Annotated in this window: 21 protein-coding genes; 10 read left to right on the top strand and 11 right to left on the bottom strand. The window is 59.4% G+C overall.

Translation table 11 applies throughout. The features are described from left to right. Positions 1–79: 79 nt before the first annotated feature. The 5 genes from AC3WMT_RS20400 to AC3WMT_RS20420 all read right to left on the bottom strand — a co-directional run bounded on the left by AC3WMT_RS20400 (position 80) and on the right by AC3WMT_RS20420 (position 5,517). A complete protein-coding gene (locus AC3WMT_RS20400; RefSeq protein ID WP_103305588.1) occupies positions 80–1,114 on the bottom strand; it encodes an AbrB family transcriptional regulator in 1,035 nt (344 codons plus the stop codon). Then, entirely contained in the window at positions 1,107–2,621 is a 1,515-nt protein-coding gene (locus AC3WMT_RS20405) for a tripartite tricarboxylate transporter permease (RefSeq protein ID WP_103305589.1), read from the bottom strand. Before AC3WMT_RS20405 ends, AC3WMT_RS20400 begins: the two co-directional genes overlap by 8 nt. A gap of 1 nt (position 2,622) precedes the next feature. Continuing rightward, a complete protein-coding gene (locus tag AC3WMT_RS20410; RefSeq protein ID WP_103305590.1) occupies positions 2,623–3,081 on the bottom strand; it encodes a tripartite tricarboxylate transporter TctB family protein in 459 nt (152 codons plus the stop codon). Between the two features lie 56 nt (positions 3,082–3,137). Further along, on the bottom strand, positions 3,138–4,115 hold the full coding sequence (locus tag AC3WMT_RS20415) for a Bug family tripartite tricarboxylate transporter substrate binding protein (protein WP_103305591.1): 978 nt from the start codon (positions 4,113–4,115) through the stop codon (positions 3,138–3,140). Positions 4,116–4,224: 109 nt separating this feature from the next. Further along, a complete protein-coding gene (locus AC3WMT_RS20420) occupies positions 4,225–5,517 on the bottom strand; it encodes an OprD family porin (RefSeq protein ID WP_103305592.1) in 1,293 nt (430 codons plus the stop codon). Between the two features lie 236 nt (positions 5,518–5,753). Here AC3WMT_RS20420 and AC3WMT_RS20425 point away from each other — a divergent pair, with 236 nt between their 5' ends. Together AC3WMT_RS20425 and AC3WMT_RS20430 are read left to right on the top strand one after the other, a co-directional pair. Continuing rightward, complete coding sequence (locus AC3WMT_RS20425) at positions 5,754–6,425, top strand: response regulator (RefSeq protein WP_007898613.1); 672 nt, start codon at positions 5,754–5,756, stop codon at positions 6,423–6,425. Next, entirely contained in the window at positions 6,418–7,803 is a 1,386-nt protein-coding gene (locus tag AC3WMT_RS20430; protein ID WP_103305593.1) for a sensor histidine kinase, read from the top strand. The genes AC3WMT_RS20425 and AC3WMT_RS20430 overlap by 8 nt, the downstream gene beginning before the upstream one ends. Positions 7,804–7,954: 151 nt before the next feature. Here AC3WMT_RS20430 and AC3WMT_RS20435 read toward each other — a convergent pair whose 3' ends face one another. Next, positions 7,955–8,776, bottom strand: a complete 822-nt coding sequence (locus AC3WMT_RS20435) for an HDOD domain-containing protein (protein ID WP_103305594.1) — start codon at positions 8,774–8,776, stop codon at positions 7,955–7,957. 35 nt (positions 8,777–8,811) lie between these two features. Further along, positions 8,812–9,753 carry a CAF17-like 4Fe-4S cluster assembly/insertion protein YgfZ gene (gene ygfZ / locus AC3WMT_RS20440; RefSeq protein ID WP_103305595.1) on the bottom strand — a complete coding sequence of 314 codons (942 nt, stop codon included), beginning with the start codon at positions 9,751–9,753 and terminating at the stop codon, positions 8,812–8,814. Positions 9,754–9,903: 150 nt separating this feature from the next. Between ygfZ and AC3WMT_RS20445 the strand changes: the two genes are divergently transcribed. After that, complete coding sequence (locus tag AC3WMT_RS20445; protein WP_103305596.1) at positions 9,904–10,164, top strand: FAD assembly factor SdhE; 261 nt, start codon at positions 9,904–9,906, stop codon at positions 10,162–10,164. Continuing rightward, positions 10,148–10,600: a protein YgfX gene (locus AC3WMT_RS20450; protein ID WP_103305597.1), complete on the top strand. Its 453-nt coding sequence runs from the start codon at positions 10,148–10,150 to the stop codon at positions 10,598–10,600. Before AC3WMT_RS20445 ends, AC3WMT_RS20450 begins: the two co-directional genes overlap by 17 nt. Here AC3WMT_RS20450 and nadB read toward each other — a convergent pair. After that, on the bottom strand, positions 10,569–12,185 hold the full coding sequence (gene nadB / locus AC3WMT_RS20455) for an L-aspartate oxidase (RefSeq protein ID WP_103305598.1): 1,617 nt from the start codon (positions 12,183–12,185) through the stop codon (positions 10,569–10,571). The two genes, AC3WMT_RS20450 and nadB, sit on opposite strands and share 32 nt — an antisense overlap. 558 nt (positions 12,186–12,743) lie before the next feature. Here nadB and rpoE point away from each other — a divergent pair. From rpoE to AC3WMT_RS20475, 4 genes are all read left to right on the top strand, one after another. Next, entirely contained in the window at positions 12,744–13,325 is a 582-nt protein-coding gene (gene rpoE / locus AC3WMT_RS20460; protein WP_003172477.1) for an RNA polymerase sigma factor RpoE/AlgU, read from the top strand. A gap of 30 nt (positions 13,326–13,355) precedes the next feature. Further along, the gene (locus tag AC3WMT_RS20465) at positions 13,356–13,943 is read left to right on the top strand and encodes a sigma-E factor negative regulatory protein (protein WP_034153146.1); all 588 of its coding nucleotides are present in this window, start codon (positions 13,356–13,358) and stop codon (positions 13,941–13,943) included. Positions 13,944–13,951: 8 nt separating this feature from the next. Continuing rightward, a complete protein-coding gene (locus tag AC3WMT_RS20470) occupies positions 13,952–14,917 on the top strand; it encodes a MucB/RseB C-terminal domain-containing protein (protein WP_103305599.1) in 966 nt (321 codons plus the stop codon). 210 nt (positions 14,918–15,127) lie between these two features. Next, positions 15,128–16,558 (top strand): DegQ family serine endoprotease, encoded by a 1,431-nt coding sequence (locus AC3WMT_RS20475; RefSeq protein ID WP_103305600.1) that lies wholly within the window; start codon positions 15,128–15,130, stop codon positions 16,556–16,558. 78 nt (positions 16,559–16,636) lie between these two features. Here the strand turns inward: AC3WMT_RS20475 and AC3WMT_RS20480 are convergent, their stop codons facing one another. After that, complete coding sequence (locus AC3WMT_RS20480; RefSeq protein ID WP_103305601.1) at positions 16,637–18,070, bottom strand: M48 family metalloprotease; 1,434 nt, start codon at positions 18,068–18,070, stop codon at positions 16,637–16,639. Positions 18,071–18,169: 99 nt separating this feature from the next. On the opposite strand from AC3WMT_RS20480, the gene AC3WMT_RS20485 reads away from it, so the two are divergent. Both AC3WMT_RS20485 and AC3WMT_RS20490 read left to right on the top strand, forming a co-directional pair. Next, positions 18,170–18,409 (top strand): sulfurtransferase TusA family protein, encoded by a 240-nt coding sequence (locus tag AC3WMT_RS20485; protein WP_038358357.1) that lies wholly within the window; start codon positions 18,170–18,172, stop codon positions 18,407–18,409. 32 nt (positions 18,410–18,441) lie between these two features. Beyond that, the gene (locus AC3WMT_RS20490) at positions 18,442–19,512 is read left to right on the top strand and encodes an AI-2E family transporter (RefSeq protein WP_103305602.1); all 1,071 of its coding nucleotides are present in this window, start codon (positions 18,442–18,444) and stop codon (positions 19,510–19,512) included. A 127-nt stretch (positions 19,513–19,639) separates the two neighbouring features. On the opposite strand, the gene AC3WMT_RS20495 is transcribed toward AC3WMT_RS20490, so the two are convergent. Both AC3WMT_RS20495 and AC3WMT_RS20500 read right to left on the bottom strand, forming a co-directional pair. After that, positions 19,640–20,113, bottom strand: a complete 474-nt coding sequence (locus AC3WMT_RS20495; protein ID WP_103305603.1) for a peroxiredoxin — start codon at positions 20,111–20,113, stop codon at positions 19,640–19,642. Positions 20,114–20,123: 10 nt separating this feature from the next. Further along, the gene (locus tag AC3WMT_RS20500; RefSeq protein ID WP_016984694.1) at positions 20,124–20,684 is read right to left on the bottom strand and encodes a glycine cleavage system transcriptional repressor; all 561 of its coding nucleotides are present in this window, start codon (positions 20,682–20,684) and stop codon (positions 20,124–20,126) included. Between the last annotated feature and the right edge of the window lie 2 nt (positions 20,685–20,686).

Genomic DNA, 20,686 nt, shown 5'->3' on the forward strand with positions numbered 1-20,686 from the left:
TTTTTGTGGGTGCCACAATTATGTGTACACCTCAGAACACTGTGGGAGCTGGCTTGCCAGCGATAAAGTCGACTCGGTGTTACTCGGGATTACGATTCCAGTATTTGAACAACGGCTCCGCCAGAAACAGCACAAACAACAGCCGCATCACCTGCATCGCCGTCACCAGCGGCACCGACAGTTGCAGGGTCTCCGCCGTCAGGCTCATTTCGGCGATCCCGCCGGGCATCATGCCCAGCGTCAGTGAGCGCAGATCCAGATGGGTCAACGCACTCAAGCCCAACGCCGCCAATGTGGCGATCAACATGGTCAGCGCCGTGCCGATCAACGTGCGGCCCATGAACGACGGCGCACGCCGAAAAAACTGTCGATTGAAGTGGCAGCCCAGGCCGCTGCCGATCAACCACTGGCCAATCTGACTGCCGCCATTGGGCAAACCGATGTGCAGATCCCAACCGATGCTCACCGCCGCACTCACCAGCAACGGCCCGAACAGCCACGGATTGGGTTGACGCAAGCGCTGCCAGAGCCACGCGAGCAGACCACCAGCCGGAAACAGGATCGCCAGCCAGCGCCAATCGACACTGCCAGCGTGAGCAATCGGCGTGCCGTCACCGAGCAGATACTTGAACGCCGCCGGCACACACAACACCACCACCAACACCCGCAGACTTTGCCCTGCCGCAACGTGGCTGAGCATCGCCCCGTTGCGTGCACCGAGGTTGACCATCTCGCCGGAACCACCAGGCATGCTGGAAAAGAAGGCGGTGGCGCGATCCTCCCCGGTGCGGCGCATCAACCACACGCCAACCACCGCCGACACGCTGGTCACCAGCGCGCCAAAAAAGATCAGACCGAAATGACTCAGCACCTGCTCCATCACCACGGGGGTAAAGTGTAGGCCGATGCCGATTCCGACAATCCACTGGCCGCACTTGCGGCCGCCGGGGATTTCCGTGAGTTGCCACGGCGTCAGGCAGCGCACGAGGATGATCGCCAGCAACGAGCCGACCATCCACGGCAGTGGCCAGCCGATCTGGCTGGCGAGGTAACCGCCAAGCAGACCGACCAGCGGGGTTCCCCACCAGGATTTCAGTGAGGCGCGATCAAACATCGGCGATGGCGCGACGCGCGACCGAACGCTTGCGCCAGATGCGCAGCAGCGGCATCAGCAACATGATCGCGGTCAGTACCCAGACACCGAAGGTGATCGGGCTCGACCAGAGGATTTCCAGCGCTCCGTTGGAAATCGACAACGCACGACGCAGGTTCTGCTCCATCAGACCGCCGAGGATGAAGCCCAGCAGCACCGGCGACAACGGGAAGTCGAGCTTGCGCAGGATGTAACCGAAGATGCCGATACCGACCATCAGGAACAGGTCGAACGTGGTCGCGTGTACCGCGTAGACGCCGATCCCGGTAATGATCGCGATCACCGGCACCAGAGCCCAGTTCGGCACGGCGAGGATGCGGGTGAAGATGCGGATCATCGGAATGTTGAGGATCACCAGCATGATGTTGGCGATGAACAACGAAGCGATGAGGCCCCAGACGATGTCCGGTTGTTGCTGGAACAGCAGCGGACCTGGAGTGATGTTGTACAGCGACAGCGCGCCGATCATCACCGCCGTGGTGCCCGAGCCGGGAACGCCGAGGGTCAGCATTGGCACCAGCGCGCCACAGGCAGAAGCACCGATGGCGGTTTCCGGGGCGGCGAGGCCACGGGCATCACCTTCACCAAATTTGCCGCTGGCACCGGCGATGCGTTTCTCGGTCATGTAGGCCACGGCACTGGCCAATGTGGCGCCGGCACCCGGCAATACGCCCATGATGAAACCGAGCAGGCCGCAACGGATATTCACCACGAATACCGACGCCGCTTCCTTGAAGTTGAACATCATCCGCCCGGTGGCTTTTACCGCTTCCTGGCCGCGATGGGTTTTCTCCAGCAACAGCAGAATCTCGCTGATCGAGAACAAGCCCAACACCAGCACCACGAATTGAATGCCGTCGGTCAGGTGAATGTTGTCGCCAGTGAAGCGGTACACGCCGCTGTTGGCGTCGATGCCGACGCTCGACAGGAATAGACCGATCAACGCCGCAATAAACGTCTTCAGCGGTCGATCACCGGCCATGCCGCCCAGGCAGACAATCGCAAACACCATCAACACGAAGTATTCCGCCGGCCCGAAGGCAATCGCCCATTTCGCCAGCAACGGCGCGAACAGCACCATGCCGCAGGTGGCGATAAACGCACCGATAAACGAACTCCACGCCGACAGCGACAGCGCCACACCGGCCAGACCTTTGCGGGCCATCGGGTAACCGTCGAGGGTAGTCATCACGGTCGATGCTTCGCCGGGAATGTTCAGCAGAATCGAGCTGATCCGCCCGCCGTATTCGCAGCCCAGATACACCGCTGCCAGCAGAATCAACGCCGACTCCGGCGGCAGGCCGAGGGCGAAGGCGATCGGGATCAGCAACGCTACGCCGTTGATCGGACCGAGGCCCGGCAAGAGGCCGACGACGGTGCCGATCAACGTTCCGGTCAGGGCCGTGACCAGGTTGTACGGGCTCAGCGCGACGCCGAAGCCTTGACCCAAATAACCGAGGGTATCCATATCAGTTCTCCAGCACGTCGAGCAGGCCAAGGGGCAGCGGAACGTCCATTACACGGTCGAACAGCAGGTACAGACCGATGGCCATCAGCGTGGTCACCACCACGCTCGGCCACCAACGACCGCCATACAGGCGCGCCATCGGAATGCCGATGAGGATGCTGCTGAGGATGAAACCCAACGGTTCGAACAAACCGGCGAACACCAGCAACAAGGCGACGCAGATGGCAATCTTGGTCAGCGTTTCGCGATCCAGCGGTGGATCTTCATCGCTGTGTTTGATTGGCGCCGGGCGGAACACCATGTACAGCAGCGCCGCTCCCATCAGGCCGAGCATCAGCAAAGGGAAGGCGCGCGGGCCCACCGGTTCGTAGGAAAAAGCCGCTTGATACGGCCACGCCATCAGGGCCAGGCCGGCGCAAACCAGCAAAAGTACTGAAGCGAAAATGCGTTGAATAAGCATGGGAGCTCCTGTGCCGCGTCCCCGCAATCGGGAACGCAGCCGCTAGACAGTGGCGATCACTGGATCAGGCCGAACTCTTTGGCCAGCACTTTGTAGTCCGCAACCTGCTTCTTCACGTAGGTGTCGAGTTCCGGACCGGTCATGGCAAACGGGAACAGTTCACGCTGATCGCGCAGCTTGGCGAACTCGTCGGAGGCCAGCAATTTGTCGAACGAGTCTTTCCACCAGGCGTAGTCTTCATCGCTGACTTTTGGCCCGAGGTAGAAGCCGCGCACCACTGGCCAGACGATGTCGTAGCCTTGCTCGCGAGCGGTCGGGATGTCTTTCATTTCCGGCTCGTCGAGACGCTTGTCGGCGAACACCGCGAGCAGACGCATATCGCCGCTCTGGATGTGCGGCATGGAGTCGGAGATGTCGGTGCTACCGACCTGGATGTGGCCGCCGAGCAGGGCGGTGGCGATTTCGCCGCCACCTTCGAGGGCGACGTAACGCAGGTCACGCGGGTTGATCCCGGCAGCCTTGGCGATCAGCGCGGTTTGCATCCAGTCCTGGCTGCCGACTGTGCCGCCGGAACCGATGACCACGGAGCTCGGATCTTTCTTCAATGCCTGAACGAGATCGTCGAGGGTCTTGTAGGGCGAATCGCTTTTCACCGCGATGGCACCGTAGCTGGTGCCAACGGCCGCCAGCCAGCGCACATTGGTTTCATCGAAACGGCCGAACTTGCCTTGGGCCAGGTTCAGCAACGAACCGCTGGACCACGCCACCAGCGTGCCGGCGTCGGCCGGACGTTGCGCGACCACGGCGTTGTACGCCACCGCGCCAACACCGCCGGGCATGTAGGTGACACGCATCGGTTTGGTCAGCAGTTTTTCGTTGACCAGCGCGCTCTGCACCAGTTTGCAGGTCAGATCGAAACCGCCGCCCGGCGAGGCCGGGGCGATGCATTCCGGACGTTTCGGTTCGGCCATGAGTTGGCCGGCAACCAGCACCGTGCCGATAGCTAAAGCAACTTTACGCAGTGACAAATTCATTGGTCTCTCCACAGGTTTTTTTGTTGTAGGGAATTCTTTGTAGGAGTTGCCGAAGGCTCGGATCGCGATCGGACGATCTTTTGATCTTCATCTTCGACATTTCAATCAATTACCAAAGCGCAACGCTATAGCTCACCAGCAACCGCACTTCATCAGCATCGCGAGCGGAGTAATTCGAGCGATAGGTGGCATTACGCAAACGCACGGCGACATCCTTCAAGGCGCCGCTTTGTACTACATATTTGATCTCGGTGTTGCGCTCCCACTCTTTGCCTTCTTCACCGTTCTTGAGCTTGATGTTGTCACCGCTCAAGTAACGGCTCATGAAGCTCAGACCGGGGATGCCGAGTTTGGCGAAGTCGAAGTCGTAACGTGCTTGCCAGGAGCGTTCTTCGGCGCCGGCGAAGTCGTTGATCTGCACGAAGTTGACCAGGTACGGGTCGCTGCCATCGACATACGGAAACGCGCTGTCGCCGGACATGTGCTGATAACCGGCGCTGAACTTGTGGCCACTCAAGGCATAGCTGACCAGACCGTTGAGCGAGCGGTTGTCGATTTCGCCGCCACGCGCCGCGCCTTGATCGTCACTGACGGCAAAACGCAGGTCGGTGGCAAATGTGCCCGGGCCCATCGGGCGCGAGGCGACCAGACCGAAGAAGTGCTGGTTGTAGACTTCGTCGAGTTGCGCGAAGTGGTAACTGCCGGTGATCTTGTCAGTGAACTTGTAGTCCACGCCGCCGAAATCGAAGTGCTTGCCGGCAGCGGTGCCGGCAAAACGGCTGTTCTTGTTGTTGAGGGCGATGTCCTCGAAATCGGTGCTGTCGCGATCCTTGGCTTTCTCCAGGCGTCCGCCGGTGAAGGTCAGGTTTTTGATTTCTTTGGACGTCAGCAAACCGCCTTCAAAGGTCTGCGGCAGGATGCGTCCGTCGTTGGGCTTGAGGATCGGCAGTTCGGGGATCAGGCTGCCGATTTTCAGTTCCGTGGCGGAGATTTTCACTTTGCCGGTCAGGCCGACCTTGGAGTACTCGTCAGCCGCGCGCCCGTCGTCGTGGGTCGGCAACAGGCCGGTGCCGGTACGGTCCGGGCTCGAATCGAGCTTGACCCCAAGCATGCCCAACGCATCGACACCGAACCCCACGGTGCCGTCGGTGTAACCCGATTGCAGATTGAGCATGAAGCCTTGTGCCCATTCGTCACGCTTGGATTGCTGGGCGCTGGTGCCATCGCGAAAGTCGCGGTTGAAATACATGTTGCGGGTTTCGAAGGTGGCGCTGCTGTCTTCGATGAAGTCGGCAAAACTCAACGGCGAAAAACCGGCGAGGGCGGCGGCGCTGGCGAGGGTGGCGTGGCTGAAACGGGAAGGGCGAACGGGCATGAGAGCCCGGGTCTGCATGGACGGCATGCGGGTGTACTCCGTTTATTGTTCTTATTGGTCGAAAACGCTTCGTGGCGTTTTTCGTCACGCTGTGTGGCAGCAGCGACGGCAGTCGAAACTGTCCGTAAACCGACTCTAACGGCCCAACCTTTCGCTAACCTTTCAGCTGACTTTCACGGTTTTCGGGCTTCACAGCGGCGGTTGCGGCTGTAAACTCCGCGACAAAGAGTGGCGCCGGCCACCCCAGAACGAGGTAAGAATCCATGCGTGTCCTGCTCGTCGAAGACCATCTGCAACTGGCCGAAAGTGTGGCCCAGGCGCTCAAGAGCACCGGTCTGACCGTGGATGTGTTGCACGATGGTGTCGCCGCCGATCTGGCCCTGAGCAGTGAGGAATACGCGGTGGCGATTCTTGATGTCGGCTTGCCGCGCATGGATGGATTTGAGGTGTTGGCGCGCTTGCGTGCTCGTGGAAAAAATCTGCCGGTGCTGATGCTGACCGCGCGCAGTGATGTCAAAGATCGCGTGCATGGCCTCAATCTCGGCGCTGACGATTACCTCGCCAAACCGTTCGAACTGACCGAACTGGAAGCCCGGGTCAAAGCCCTGTTGCGCCGCAGTGTGCTCGGCGGCGAGCGCCAGCAGCGGTGCGGCGTGCTGGCCTATGACCTCGACACACGGCGCTTCACCCTCGGTGAAGAGTTGCTGACCCTGACCTCCCGCGAGCAAGCCGTACTCGAAGCGCTGATCGCCCGACCGGGACGGGTGATGAGCAAGGAGCAACTGGCCGCGCAGGTATTCGGCCTCGACGAAGAAGCCAGCCCCGATGCCATCGAAATCTACGTGCATCGCCTTCGCAAGAAACTCGACGGTCAACCGGTGGCGATCGTGACATTCCGTGGTCTCGGCTATCTGCTGGAAAGTCGCGATGCATAAGCCCAGCAGCCTGCGCTGGCGGTTGCTGTGGAACCTCGCGTTGCTGCTGGTGGTGCTGATGCTCGCCAGTGGCTTGAGTGCTTACTGGAATGGACGCGAGGCGGCCGACACGGCGTATGACCGTACCTTGCTGGCGTCGGCGCGAACCATTGCTGCCGGTCTGTCGCAGCGTGACGGCAGCCTCAGTGCCGACGTGCCTTACGTGGCCCTCGATACCTTTGCCTACGACAGCGCCGGACGGATCTATTACCAAGTCAACGACATCCACCAGAAGCTGATTTCCGGCTACGAAAACCTCCCCGGCCCACCGCCCGGCACCCCCAGGACCGATGACTACCCGGCCTTGGCGCGCTTTTATAACGCGACTTATCGCGGACAAAACGTGCGTGTGGTCAGCCTGCTCAAAGCCGTGACCGAACCCAACATGAACGGCATGGCGGAAATCCGCGTCGCCGAGACCGATGAAGCCCGGGTCAGCATGGCCCGCAGTCTGGCAGCCGACACCTTGTTGCGTTTGGGCATGTTGGCGATCGGTGCGTTGCTGTTGGTCTGGTTCGCGGTCAGCGCAGCGTTGCGACCGCTGGAGCGTTTGCGCACCGCCGTCGAGGAGCGCCAACCCGACGACTTGCGGCCGTTGCCGCTGGTAGAAGTGCAGCATGAGTTGTGGCCGCTGGTGCGCGGGCTCAACCATTTCACCGAGCGCCTGCGTGGTCAGTTCGAGCGACAGGCACAGTTCATCGCCGACGCCGCGCATGAATTGCGCACACCCTTGGCGGCGTTGAAGGCGCGACTTGAATTGGGCTTGCGTTCAAATGACCCGCAGGTCTGGCGCACGACGCTCGAGTCTTCAGCGCAAAGCACCGATCGCCTGACCCATCTGGCCAATCAATTGCTCTCGCTGGCGCGTGTCGAGAACGGCGCGCGGGCGATTGCCGAGGGCGGGGCGCAATTGCTCGATCTGAGTCAGTTGGCCCGGGAACTGGGCATGGCCATGGCGCCACTGGCCCACGCCCGTGGTGTTGCGCTGGCGCTGGAGGCGGATGAACCGGTGTGGTTGCGCGGCGAGCCGACGCTGCTGAATGAGTTGCTGAGCAACCTGGTGGACAACGCACTGGCGCACACGCCACCGGGCGGCAACGTGATTTTGCGCGTGACGGCGCCGGCGGTGCTTGAGGTTGAAGACGACGGACCGGGGATTCCTCTGGAAGAGCGTGATCGGGTATTCGAGCGCTTTTACCGACGTAATCAGCAGGTCGCCGGTTCGGGGTTGGGGCTGGCGATTGTCGGTGAGATCTGCCGGGCGCATCTGGCGCAGATCACGTTGCATGATGGTGAGCAGGCGGGGTTGAAGGTGCGGGTCAGTTTTATTGCTGGCTAAATTGGCGAGGGCCTTTGTGGCGAGGGGATTTATCCCCGATCGGCGACCGAGCAGTCGCAGTTCGGAAAGTACGGTCTGTCGGGAAAAATCGGATTGCATATTTTGGGGTCGCTTCGCGACCCATCGGGGATAAATCCCCTCACCACAGCGATCAGTAAAACATCGTCCGCGATTCTTCCAGATCCTCGCACAACGCCTTGTTCTCCGGGTCGATCCCAAGCTTTCTGAATGCCGGAACCGTAAGTGGGTCAATCCGCGCAAACGGATGATCACTGTCCTTGTGGCAATACAGGCTCGCCACTTGCACCAGATCGACGTAATCGATCTCTGACGAGTCGCGCTTGAAGTCCTGATACAGCCCCGGCAACTCCACCAGCCGCTCCGGAAACTCCCAGACGCGCAGCAGTTTGTCGCCCAGCAATGGGTGAAGTTGGTCGATCACATGGTTGAGGCTGACCGGGTCCGACAGCAATTCGTAGTGATCTTCGGCGTAGGTCAGAATCGGCAGCACACCGATCTGATGCACCAGACCGCCCAGTGCTGCCTGATCGGGTTTGAGCTGAGTGTAGCGACGGCACAGCGCGTAGCTGACCCCGGCGATTTCCAGGCTCTTGCGCCAGACTTCACGCATCTTCTGTTCCACCACATCGGAACTGGCGTGGAAAATCTGCTCCATCACCAGGCCGATTGCCAGGTTGCTGCTGTAGTTGATGCCCAGGCGAGTGATGGCGGTGTGCAGGTCGGTGACTTCCTGCGCCGCGCGCAGCAGTGGACTGTTGACCACTTTGATCAGGCGCGCAGAAAGCGCAGTGTCACGGCCAATGACTTTGCTCAGGTCGCTGACGCTGATTTCCGGGTCTTCAGCGGCCTTGCGAATTTGCAGGGCCACTTCCGGCAGTGTTGGCAGAACCAGGTCATCGTTATCGATGGCCTCAACCAAATCCTGTTGGATCTTATCCGCCAGTTCGTTCATTTATGCTCTCTAGGGTGTTGCAACAAATGCTGCGATCAGCGCTGGATTTCGCGGTCGCGATCCAGTTCGTAGGGCAAATCGAGCAAGTGCAGCGCTGGCCCCTCAAGGGTGCCCACATGCAGATCGCCCGCTTCGGCAGCTTCGGCCTGCAACACCGCCAGCAGTTCAATGTTTTTCCCGGCATTGGCAGCCAGTACGACTTCACCGATCGAGCTGTTGTGGCTCGGCGCGAACAACGGGGTGCCCGGTTCCGGCAATTCGGCGGCGTCCAGGCTCACGCGATACAGACGACGCTTGAGCTTGCCCAGGTACTGCATGCGCGCGACGATTTCCTGGCCGGTGTAGCAGCCTTTCTTGAAACTCACGCCGCCAACGGCTTGCAGGTTGAGCATCTGCGGGATGAACAACTCGCGGGTGCTCGGCATGACCTGACCGATACCGGCGCGGATCTGGCCCAGCAGCCACTGGTTCAGCTCGCCTTCAGGCAGGACGGCGGACAGCCTGGCTTTGATGGATTCAGCTTGATCGACGGGTACCCAGAGTTCGGCACGCTGCGGCGAAACGCGGATCGCGATCAGGCCTTCGTTGCGCGCGACACTGTCGGTTTCGGCGGATAGATCCAGACCGAGGCTGGCCAGTGCGGCGTCGCCATGCTCCAGGCCGAAGCGCACCCATGAGCCACTTTCGTCAGTCAGTTTGGATTTGGAGAACACTGCGTACTTTTTCAGGTCCGCCAGTTGCGGTTCCAGCAGCTCGCTGGCCATCGCCAGCAGCACGCCGTCACCTTCGAGCAGAATGCGGAAACTCGACTGCATCCGGCCTTTTTGCGTGCAGCGCGCGCCGAGGCTGGCCCGGGTGTCGCTCAGGTAATTGATATTGCAGGTCAGCTGGCCTTGCAGGAATTTTCCGGCATCCGCGCCGCGAACCGCGAGAACGCCTTCATGAGACAGGGTGCAGAAAAAAGCAGAATCGGCCATGGGTCATCGCAGGGTAAATAGACTGGGGCACATCATAAGGGCGCGTTGTTGAAATGGGTAGTTGATAAAGGATCGGTGGTGCCCGACCAAAGCCGACTGTGCGACTTGCGCACGGGCTGTATACTTGCCGCCAAATTTGAGGAGGGCCCCATGGCCGAAGTCGAACAAGTTGAACTGAATCGCCTCTTTTGGCACAGCCGTCGCGGCATGCTTGAGCTTGACGTATTGCTGGTGCCGTTCGTGCAGGAGGTCTACGCGACGTTGAACCAGGTGGATCGCGATCTGTATGTGCGTCTGCTGACGTGCGAGGATCAGGACATGTTCGGCTGGTTCATGGAGCGCAGCGAGTCTGAAGATCCTGAGCTGCAACGCATGGTTCGCATGATCCTGGATCGTGTCCAGCCCAAGTAATTCGTTCGAATGCCGCTGGCATGCCTCACGGCAGTTGCTGGCGGCGTATCTGTTGGCCCAGGCGTTCGCTTTGAGTTCGTTGTTTCTGCTTTCGATTCCACTCTGGGCCAGTCTCCTTGGCGCTTTCGCTTGCCTGCTTCACGCCTTTTACGTGATGCCACGGCAGATTCTGTTGAGTCATCCCGGTGCTTTTTGTCGCCTGCGTCGGGATGCCGATGGCTGGCAACTGTGGAATCAGGCTGATGGTTGGCAAGCGGTGCAACTGCGACCGGACAGCCTGGCGCTGCCGCTGATCGTGGTGCTGCGTTTTCGCTTGCGCGGAGAATGGCGGGTCAGATCGATCTGCGTACCACGCGACTCGCAGGCGGCGGATCTGCACCGGCGCCTGCGGGTTCGGCTCAAGTTCAGCCGGCGTAGGTGGGCGGCACCAGAATAGTGTCGAGCGCCTCGGGCAGCAGGTCCGGATAGTCGAGGGTGTAATGCAGGCCGCGACTTTCTTTGCGCTCCATGGCTGAGCTGATCATCAGTTCAGCAACTTGCGCGAGGTTGCGCAGCTCGATCAGATCGCGACTGACTTTATAGTTGCTGTAGAACTCGTCAATCTCGTCCAGCAGCAGGCGCACGCGGTGTTGAGCCCGTTGCAGGCGCTTGTTGGTGCGCACGATGCCGACGTAGTCCCACATGAATCGCCGCAACTCATCCCAGTTGTGCGCAATGATCACGTCTTCGTCAGAGTCGGTCACCTGGCTGGCGTCCCAGACGGGCAGGGCGTGCGGCGCGGTAACAGCGTCCAGTTGCGCAAGAATGTCCGCCGCCGCCGAGCGGGCGTAGACGAAGCATTCCAGTAGCGAATTGCTGGCCATGCGGTTGGCGCCGTGCAGGCCGGTGAAGCTGGTTTCGCCAATAGCGTACAGCCCTGGCACATCGGTGCGGCCATGTTGATCGACCATCACGCCGCCACAGGTGTAGTGCGCTGCCGGTACGACCGGGATCGGCTGTTTGGTGATATCGATGCCAAAGCCCAGGCAGCGCTCATAAACAGTCGGGAAGTGAGTCTTGATGAAGGCTTCGGGCTTGTGGCTGATGTCGAGGTAAACGCAATCCACGCCCAGACGTTTCATTTCGTGGTCGATGGCACGGGCGACGATATCGCGGGGTGCCAGTTCGGCGCGTTTGTCGAAGCGGTACATGAAGCGTTCGCCGTTCGGCAACTTCAAGTGCGCGCCTTCGCCACGCAAGGCTTCAGTAATCAGGAAACTCTTGGCCTGCGGGTGATAGAGGCAAGTGGGGTGGAACTGGTTGAACTCCAGATTCGCTACCCGACAGCCAGAGCGCCAGGCCATGGCGATGCCATCACCGCAGGCGCCGTCGGGGTTGCTGGTATAGAGGTAGACCTTGGCTGCACCACCGGAAGCGAGAATCACGAAGCGCGCGCCGTAGGTGTCGACTTCGCCAGTGGCGCGGTTCAGCACGTAGGCGCCGAGGCAGCGTTCGCCGTCCAGGCCCAAGCGTCGTTCGGTGATCAGATCGACCGCCACCCGCTGTTCCAGCAGTTCGATGTTCGAACGTTCTTTGGCCTGGGCCAATAGAGTTCTGAAAATTGCGGCGCCGGTGGCATCCGCCGCGTGGATGATGCGCCGATGACTGTGGCCGCCTTCGCGAGTCAAGTGGAATTCGAAACCACCGTCTTCTGTGCCTGACTGCTCGTCGCGGGTGAACGGTACGCCTTGGTCGATCAGCCACTGGATGGCTTCACGGCTGTGCTCGACGGTGAAGCGCACGGCGTCTTCATGGCACAGGCCGCCGCCCGCATTAAGGGTGTCATCGACGTGGGATTCGACAGTATCCGTATCGTCGAGCACGGCGGCGACGCCACCTTGGGCCCAGAATGTCGAACCGTTGGCGAGATCGCCCTTGCTCAATACGGCAATGCGCAAATGACCCGGCAGGGTCAGCGCGAGACTCAAACCGGCAGCACCGCTGCCTATGACCAGAACATCATGTTGGAATTGTTGGCTCATTACAGGATTCCGCTCAAAGCGACCCGGGTCGGGGTTGGCGCAAGACAGCTGGATCGGCGAGTCAAGACAGCCACACAGCCCACTAGTATATAGAGGGGTGGGGCGGCACAATAGCCGAGCCTATATGGCATTGTGAAACTACTGTGACGGGAAAATCGGGTGCTTCGTCGGAAGATTTTTCCGCAGGTTTTGGGAAAAGACGACTGTATCGGCGGTGAAACACGCTTTTTCCGTTCAGGGTCGCCCAATGTGCAGTGGGTACGGCTATAAATAATTGGAACTTTTGCCAAAGGCCCAAGATCAATAGTCGGTGCCAGAAACAAGGGACAGTGTCGGCTTCAGTGCGGAATCTGTGGTTGGGGTTCCTGCCGGCGAAACCGATGACAAGATTATTCGCGCAGCCGGTTTATCCCGAGCTGCGTTTTTCGTGCGTGCCAAATCAGAGCCCGCAGGAAACTTGCTTGGAGGGGGAGAACTTTTGCGAAAAGCCCGAGTCTATGTTTGCAAGTCTGGTCGTTTAGTTATGCAAGTCTCCTTCGGGCTTATCGAGGAGTGTTCATGCTAACCCAGGAAGAGGATCAGCAGCTGGTCGAACGCGTTCAGCGTGGCGATAAGCGAGCTTTCGATCTGCTGGTGCTGAAATATCAGCACAAAATTCTCGGGTTGATCGTGCGTTTTGTGCACGACACCCATGAAGCCCAGGACGTGGCTCAGGAAGCCTTTATCAAGGCGTATCGAGCACTTGGAAACTTTCGCGGCGACAGTGCGTTTTATACGTGGCTGTACCGTATTGCCATTAACACGGCAAAGAATTACCTGGTTTCTCGCGGCCGTCGGCCGCCAGATAGTGATGTAAGTTCCGAAGATGCAGAGTTCTACGATGGCGATCATGGCCTCAAGGATCTCGAGTCACCAGAACGTGCATTGCTGCGGGATGAGATCGAAGGCACCGTCCATCGAACCATCCAGCAACTGCCAGAGGATTTGCGTACTGCTTTAACTTTACGTGAGTTCGATGGTCTGAGTTACGAGGACATTGCGAGTGTCATGCAGTGTCCGGTGGGTACCGTGCGCTCCCGGATTTTCCGCGCCCGGGAGGCCATCGATAAAGCCCTGCAGCCGTTGTTGCAGGAAAACTGAGACAGCGGCGACAGCCAAGAGAGGAACGCCATGAGTCGTGAAGCCCTGCAGGAATCGCTGTCCGCAGTGATGGATAACGAAGCGGACGAACTGGAATTGCGTCGAGTGCTCAATGCACTGGACGACGTCGATACCCGTGAGACCTGGGCTCGTTACCAGATCGCTCGGGCAGCTATGCACAAGGATCTGCTGCTGCCACGTCTGGACATTGCTGCGGCAGTATCTGCTGCACTGGAAGACGAGACGGCGCCGGCCAAAGTATCTCGCAGCCCATGGCGCAACCTCGGCCGTCTGGCTGTTGCAGCCTCGGTGACTGTTGCCGTTCTGGCGGGTGTTCGTCTGTACAACCAGGACGAAATCGCTGGTGTCGAACTGGCACAGCAATCCAATCAGCCAACCCTGGCCACCCCACAGGTCAAAGGTCCGGCTGTTCTGGCAGGCTATAGTGAGAGTTCGGAAGCCACTGGCCCAATGGCCAACGGCGTATTGCAAGGTCAACCAGGCTGGCACGATCAGCGTCTGCCAGGCTACCTGCGTCAGCACGCCCAACAGGCAGCGCTGAAAGGTACTGAAAGTGCATTGCCGTATGCACGTGCAGCAAGCCTGGAAAACCGTTAAGGAGGATCATGCGCGCCATACCTCTACTTTCGCTTCTGCTCAGTGGCTGGTTCATCGTTCCAGCCCATGCCGATGAGGCCCAGGATTGGCTGACCCGACTGGGCCAGGCCGAGCAGCAGCAAAGCTTCCACGGCACCTTTGTTTATGAGCGTAACGGTAGTTTTTCTACCCATAACATCTGGCATCGCGTCCAGAATGGCCAAGTCCGCGAGCGTTTACTCCAGCTCGACGGTTCGGCTCAGGAAGTCGTGCGCATTGATGGGCATACTCAATGCGTCAGCGGCACCCTGATTGTCGGACTGGGGGATTCTCCCAACTCGGCCGCTCGTCCGCTCGATCCGCAAAAGCTGAAAAACTGGTATGACCTTGCCGTCATTGGCAAGTCGCGCGTGGCCGGGCGAGACGCAGTGATCGTGTCGCTGACGCCTCGTGACCAGCACCGTTACGGGTTCGAGTTGCATCTGGACAAAAGGACCGGTCTGCCATTGAAGTCGCTGCTGTTGAACGATAAAGGGCAGTTGCTCGAACGATTCCAGTTCACCAGCCTCGATACCGATGATGTACCGTCGGATAAAGATCTTTTGGCTGCCGCTGATTGCAAGCCGATTACCCTCGACAGCGACAAGGCCTCTGCCGTAAAGACTGCTCAGGTATGGCATTCGGACTGGCTGCCGCCGGGCTTCGAGCTGACCAGCAGCACCTCGCACAAAGATCCTGAAACCAAGACTCAGGTCAACAGCCTGATGTATGACGACGGATTGGCGCGCTTTTCGGTTTTCCTCGAGCCATTGAATGGCGCTACGGTCACCGATACCCGTACTCAACTCGGTCCGACCGTCGCTGTATCCCGTCGCCTGACCACGCCAGAAGGCGAAATGATGGTCACCGTGGTAGGCGAGATTCCGATCGGCACTGCCGAACGAATTGCTCTATCGATGCGTAATACTGATGGCGCTGCAACCAGCAAGCAGTGAGCTGATTTCAGTCATTACCATTTCTTCGTCGAGACGGAGATGAAATGTTTGCTGAGCATTTTCATTTGCAAATAACCCGAAAGTTTTTTATAGGTCAGAGCCTCACGGCTCTGGCCTTGTTTGTTGTTCCTGGAATAAAAGTCCCGGCCAGTGGTTTCCGGTGATTCTTGTTCCATATCGCTTAAACCTGCTCGTCGTAACGGGAGCTGTATGTCGATACCTAGCTTGAAGTCTTATCTCTCCATTTTCGCCACCGTGCTGTTGCTCGGTCAGGCGGTCCCGGCTGCGCAAGCGGCCGATTTGCCTGATTTCACTCAGTTGGTTGAACAGGCCTCGCCTGCCGTGGTGAACATCAGTACCACGCAGAAACTGCCCGATCGCAAAGTGAACCAGCAGATGCCTGATCTCGAAGGCCTGCCGCCGATGCTGCGCGAGTTCTTCGAGCGCGGCATGCCGCCTCAGCAGCGTTCGCCAGGTGGTGGTCGCCAGCGTGAAGCGCAATCGTTGGGCTCGGGCTTCATCATCTCTTCTGATGGTTACATCCTTACCAACAACCACGTGATTGCCGATGCCGACGAAATCCTCGTGCGTCTGGCTGATCGCAGCGAAATGAAAGCCAAGCTGATCGGCACCGACCCGCGCTCCGACGTGGCGTTGTTGAAAATCGAAGGCAAGGATCTGCCAGTGCTCAAGCTCGGCAAGTCCCAAGACCTGAAGGCTGGCCAGTGGGTCGTGGCAATCGGTTCGCCTTTCGGCTTCGACCACACCGTGACCCAAGGTATCGTCAGCGCCGTGGGTCGAAGCCTGCCGAACGAAAACTATGTGCCGTTCATCCAGACCGACGTACCGATCAATCCGGGCAACTCCGGTGGCCCGCTGTTCAACCTGAACGGTGAAGTGGTCGGGATCAATTCGCAGATCTACACCCGTTCCGGCGGCTTCATGGGCGTGTCGTTCGCGATCCCTATTGATGTGGCGATGGACGTTTCCAATCAGCTGAAGAGCGGTGGCAAGGTCAGCCGCGGCTGGCTGGGTGTGGTCATCCAGGAAGTGAACAAGGATCTGGCCGAGTCGTTCGGCCTTGAGAAACCGGCCGGCGCGCTGGTAGCGCAGATCCAGGATGACGGCCCGGCGGCCAAGGGCGGTCTGCAAGTGGGCGACGTGATCCTCAGCATGAACGGTCAGCCGATCATCATGTCTGCTGACTTGCCGCATCTGGTCGGGGCGCTGAAGGCGGGGGCGAAAGCCAATCTGGAAGTGATCCGTGAAGGTAAGCGCAAAAACGTCGAGCTGACGGTTGGCGCGATTCCTGACGAAGACAAAGAGCTGGATGCGCTGCCGAAGTCCGGTGCTGAAACCAACAGCAACCGCCTCGGTGTCTCTGTCGGCGAACTGACCGCCGAACAGAAGAAAACCTACGACCTCAAAGGTGGCGTGGTCATCAAGGAAGTGCAGGACGGTCCCGCGGCCCTGATCGGTCTGCAACCGGGTGATGTCATCACTCACCTGAACAATCAGGCCATCAGCTCCAGCAAGGAGTTCGCCGAGATCGCCAAGGCATTGCCGAAGAATCGTTCGGTGTCGATGCGGGTCCTGCGCCAAGGGCGTGCGAGCTTCATCACGTTCAAACTGGCTGAATAACCGCTGGTAGATAAAAAGAAACCGCCTCGAAAGAGGCGGTTTTTTTATGCCTGAAGCTTTTGTGCTGACGGGTAATGATCAGCCCATCATGTCCTTGATCATCCGCTCCTGCTCCATCAGCTCGCGCTGACGTGCGTCGATGCGCGACGACAGCGGGAAGTTGCTGCCCGCCTTGCGCTTGGCAAAATCGAGCTGCTGAATCGCCTGACGATAGTCGCCGACGAGTGCAAAGTATTCGGCACGCGCCTGATGCAAACCGATGATGTTGCCCGACAACCCACGGGTTTCGGCGACCTGATACCAGACATCCGGATCATCCGGGCGTGTTTTGAGCAAGCCTTCGAGCGCCTTCTCGGCATCGGCGGCGCGGTTCTGTTTGAGTAGAAGATCCACGCGAACCTGATTCAGCGGATAGTTGCCGGGATATTGCGTGAGCATCCGCTCGACCCGCGACTGTGCATCGGGCAATCGATTGTTGGTGATGTCCAGGTCGACTTGCGCCAGGTTGTAGATGATTTCGTTCGGCGATGTCGCCAGCAATTGCTTGAGATTCTCGCGTGCCTCATTCAACTGACCGCCCTTGATCTGCGCAATTGCCAGACCGTAGCGTGCCACGTCGTTTTTCGGGTTTTCGTCCAGCTGCGCGCGAAAACGCTTGGCGCCCAATCCTGGGGTTTCTTCGTAGATCAGTTGCACGCGTGCGCGGATCAACTGATAGCGCTTGGAGTCTTCAATGCCGCCCGGTTTGGCTTGCTCGGCGCGGTTGCGGGTGTCGGCAATACGCGATTCGGTGACCGGGTGAGTCAGGAGGAATTCCGGTGGCTTGGCGTCGAAACGGTATTGGCGCATCAAGCGTTCAAACATGGTCGGCATCGAACGCGGGTCGTAGCCAGCCTTTTCCAGATTGAGGATGCCGATTCGGTCGGCTTCCTGTTCATTCTGACGGGAGAAGGTACGTTGTGATTGAATCGCTGCCGCTTGAGTGCCGGCGATGGTCGCGATGCCAGCATCACCGCCACCCGCCGCTGCGATCACAATACCGGCCAGCAGCGCGGCCATCATCGGCACCTGCATCCGCTGCGAGGCTTCGACGCCGCGGGCAAAATGGCGTTGCGACAAGTGAGCCAGTTCGTGCGCCAGTACCGAAGCGTATTCGCCCTCGGTCTGCGCGTTCAGAAACAAACCACCGTTGACCCCGACCACCCCGCCCGGCGCTGCGAAGGCGTTGAGCTGCGGGCTGTTGATCAGGATGAATTCGAGGCGCCGGTCGGTGATCTGACTGGTCTCAACCAGCTTGTAAACGCTGGATTCGACGTAGTCCTTGAGCTGCGGATCGTTGAGCTGTGAAACCTGGCTGCGCAACATGGCCAGCCAGGCGCGACCGAGCTGATATTCCTGTTGCGGCGAGACAATGGCAGAACTGGCGTCGCCGAGTGACGGCAGATCGTCGGCAAAGCCCGGTGAGGCGAGCAGGCAAGCGAGCGTCAGCAGGGTAGGGCGCAGAAAAGTCATGCACAAAGCCTTAGAAGACAAAGACCTTACTGTAGCCGGACACCGGGCTTGCGACCAGATATTCTAGGCAGCTCGACTGACCTGATCCGGAGTGACGCAATGACTGACGCTGTAGCCCATGACGTGGAACTGGACGCCAGTGGCCTGAACTGCCCGTTGCCGTTGCTCAAGGCAAAAATGGAGCTCAACAAGCTCCAAAGCGGCGCCGTACTCAAGGTGATCGCCACGGATGCTGGCTCGCAGCGCGACTTCCGCACCTTTGCCCGATTGGCCGGTCATACGCTGCTGCGCGAAGAAGACGAGGCGGGCGTCTACCGTTATTGGTTGAAAAAAGCCTGAAACCGACAGCGTAAAAGACCTAAGGATTATTGATGTTCAAAGTGTTACGCGACTGGATTCAGCGCTACTTCTCCGATGAGGAAGCCGTGGTGCTGGCCGTTCTGCTGGTGCTGGCCTTTACCGCCGTGCTCACCCTCGGTGGCATGCTGGCGCCGGTTTTGGCGGGAATGGTGCTGGCGTATCTGATGCAGGGGCTGGTGGTCACGCTGGAGCGTCTGCGGGTCCCGGGTGGTGCGGCGGTGGGATTAGTGTTTGCGCTGTTCATGGGCGTGCTGATGCTGTTCATCGTCGTGGTGCTGCCGCTGCTCTGGCATCAGTTGATCACGCTGTTCAACGAATTGCCGGGCATGCTCGCCAAATGGCAATCGCTACTGTTGCTGCTGCCGGAGCGCTATCCGCACCTGGTGTCCGATGAGCAAGTGCTACAGGCGATCGAAGCGGCACGCGGCGAGATCGGCAAGTTCGGCCAATGGGCGCTGACCTTCTCGCTGTCGAGCCTGCCGCTGTTGGTCAACATCATGATCTATCTGGTGCTGGTGCCGATCCTGGTGTTCTTCTTCCTCAAGGATCGGGCCATGATCGGCGAGTGGGTGCGTGGCTACTTGCCCCGTGAGCGGGCGCTGATCACTCGGGTCGCGCAGGAAATGAACCGGCAGATCGCCAACTACATTCGCGGCAAAGTCATCGAGATCGTGATTTGCGGTGGCGTGACTTACATCGCATTCGTTGCGCTCGGGCTTAATTATGCGGCGCTGCTGGCGTTGTTGGTCGGTGTGTCAGTGGTGGTGCCGTATGTCGGCGCGGTGGTGGTGACCGTGCCAGTGTTGCTGATTGCGCTGTTCCAGTGGGGCTGGAGCGATCAGTTCATTTATCTGATGGCGGCCTACGGAATCATCCAGACGCTCGATGGCAACGTGCTGGTGCCGCTGCTGTTCTCGGAGGCGGTCAACCTGCACCCGGTGGCGATCATCTGCGCGGTGCTGTTGTTCGGCGGGTTGTGGGGATTCTGGGGGGTGTTCTTTGCAATTCCGCTGGCGACGCTGTTCAAGGCTGTGCTGGATGCGTGGCCGCGCAAGGAGCCGGTAGTGGCGCCGCTGCTTTAAAGCGTCTCTTTGGTGAGGCTTTTGGCCTCATCGCTGGCAAGCCAGCTCCCACAGATTTCGTGTGTGCCGGAAACCCTGTGGGAGCTGGCTTGCCAGCGATGGCGTCAGTGATAACGCCACAAAAACATCAGGCTTTATTCAGGTCCTGAGCCGCAGCCAATACCGCATCCACATGCCCCGGCACTTTCACGCCGCGCCATTCCTGACGCAGCACACCGTCCTTATCAATCAGGAAGGTGCTGCGATCAACGCCCAGATATTCCTTGCCATACAGCTTCTTCAACTTGATCACGTCGAACAATTGGCACACGGCCTCGTCCTTGTCGCTGATCAACTCGAACGGAAACTCCTGCTTGCACTTGAAGTTCTCGTGCGACTTCAGGCTGTCGCGGGAAATGCCGAAGATTTCCGTGTTGGCAGCCTGGAACGCTGCGTACTGATCACGAAAGCCCTGACCTTCGGTGGTGCAACCGGGGGTGCTGTCCTTCGGATAGAAGTAGATCACCACTTGCTTGCCTTTCAAGGCAGACAGGCTGACGGTTTGCCCGCTGGTGGCAGGTGCTTCGAAATCCGTAACCGGTTGGTCGATGACAACGGCCATGAAAGCTTCCTTACATTGGGTTTTGTGGGCGCCAAGGCTCGATCAGTGCGTCGAGGTTCATCGCGTCGGCGAAATCGAGGAACTGGTCGCGCAGCCAACTGATCTGGGTGCCGGCCGGCAGGGTCACGGTGAACGTGGCGTTGAGCATGGTGCCACCGGTCTGCGGTGCCTGATACGTGTCGCAGGTCAGGTTTTCCAGCTCGACGTTGTGGTCCATGAAGAACTGGCACAACTCATTGATGATGTCCGGGCGATAAGCCGAGCTGACGTAAGCCACGTATGGCAGCGCCTGTGGCCGATTTTCCAGCGCCGCGCTGCGCACCACGTTGACGGTGAACGCGTGCTTCTTGGCGAGCCCCGACAGGCTGCCTTCCAGGCGCGCGAGGGCGTCCCAGCTGCCAGAGATCTCGAGGATCAGCGCGCTGCACTCGCCGTGGCGGGTCAGGCGTGAAGTAACCACGGCGCAGCGATTTTCATGGCTGGCGCGGCACAGGACGTTAGTCAGCTCCATGGGGTTGGCGCCGAGGGCACTGATGACAAGGAATTGTTCGCGGACTGTGGGGGTGGACATGC

Source organism: Pseudomonas sp. FW305-7, assembly GCF_058786735.1.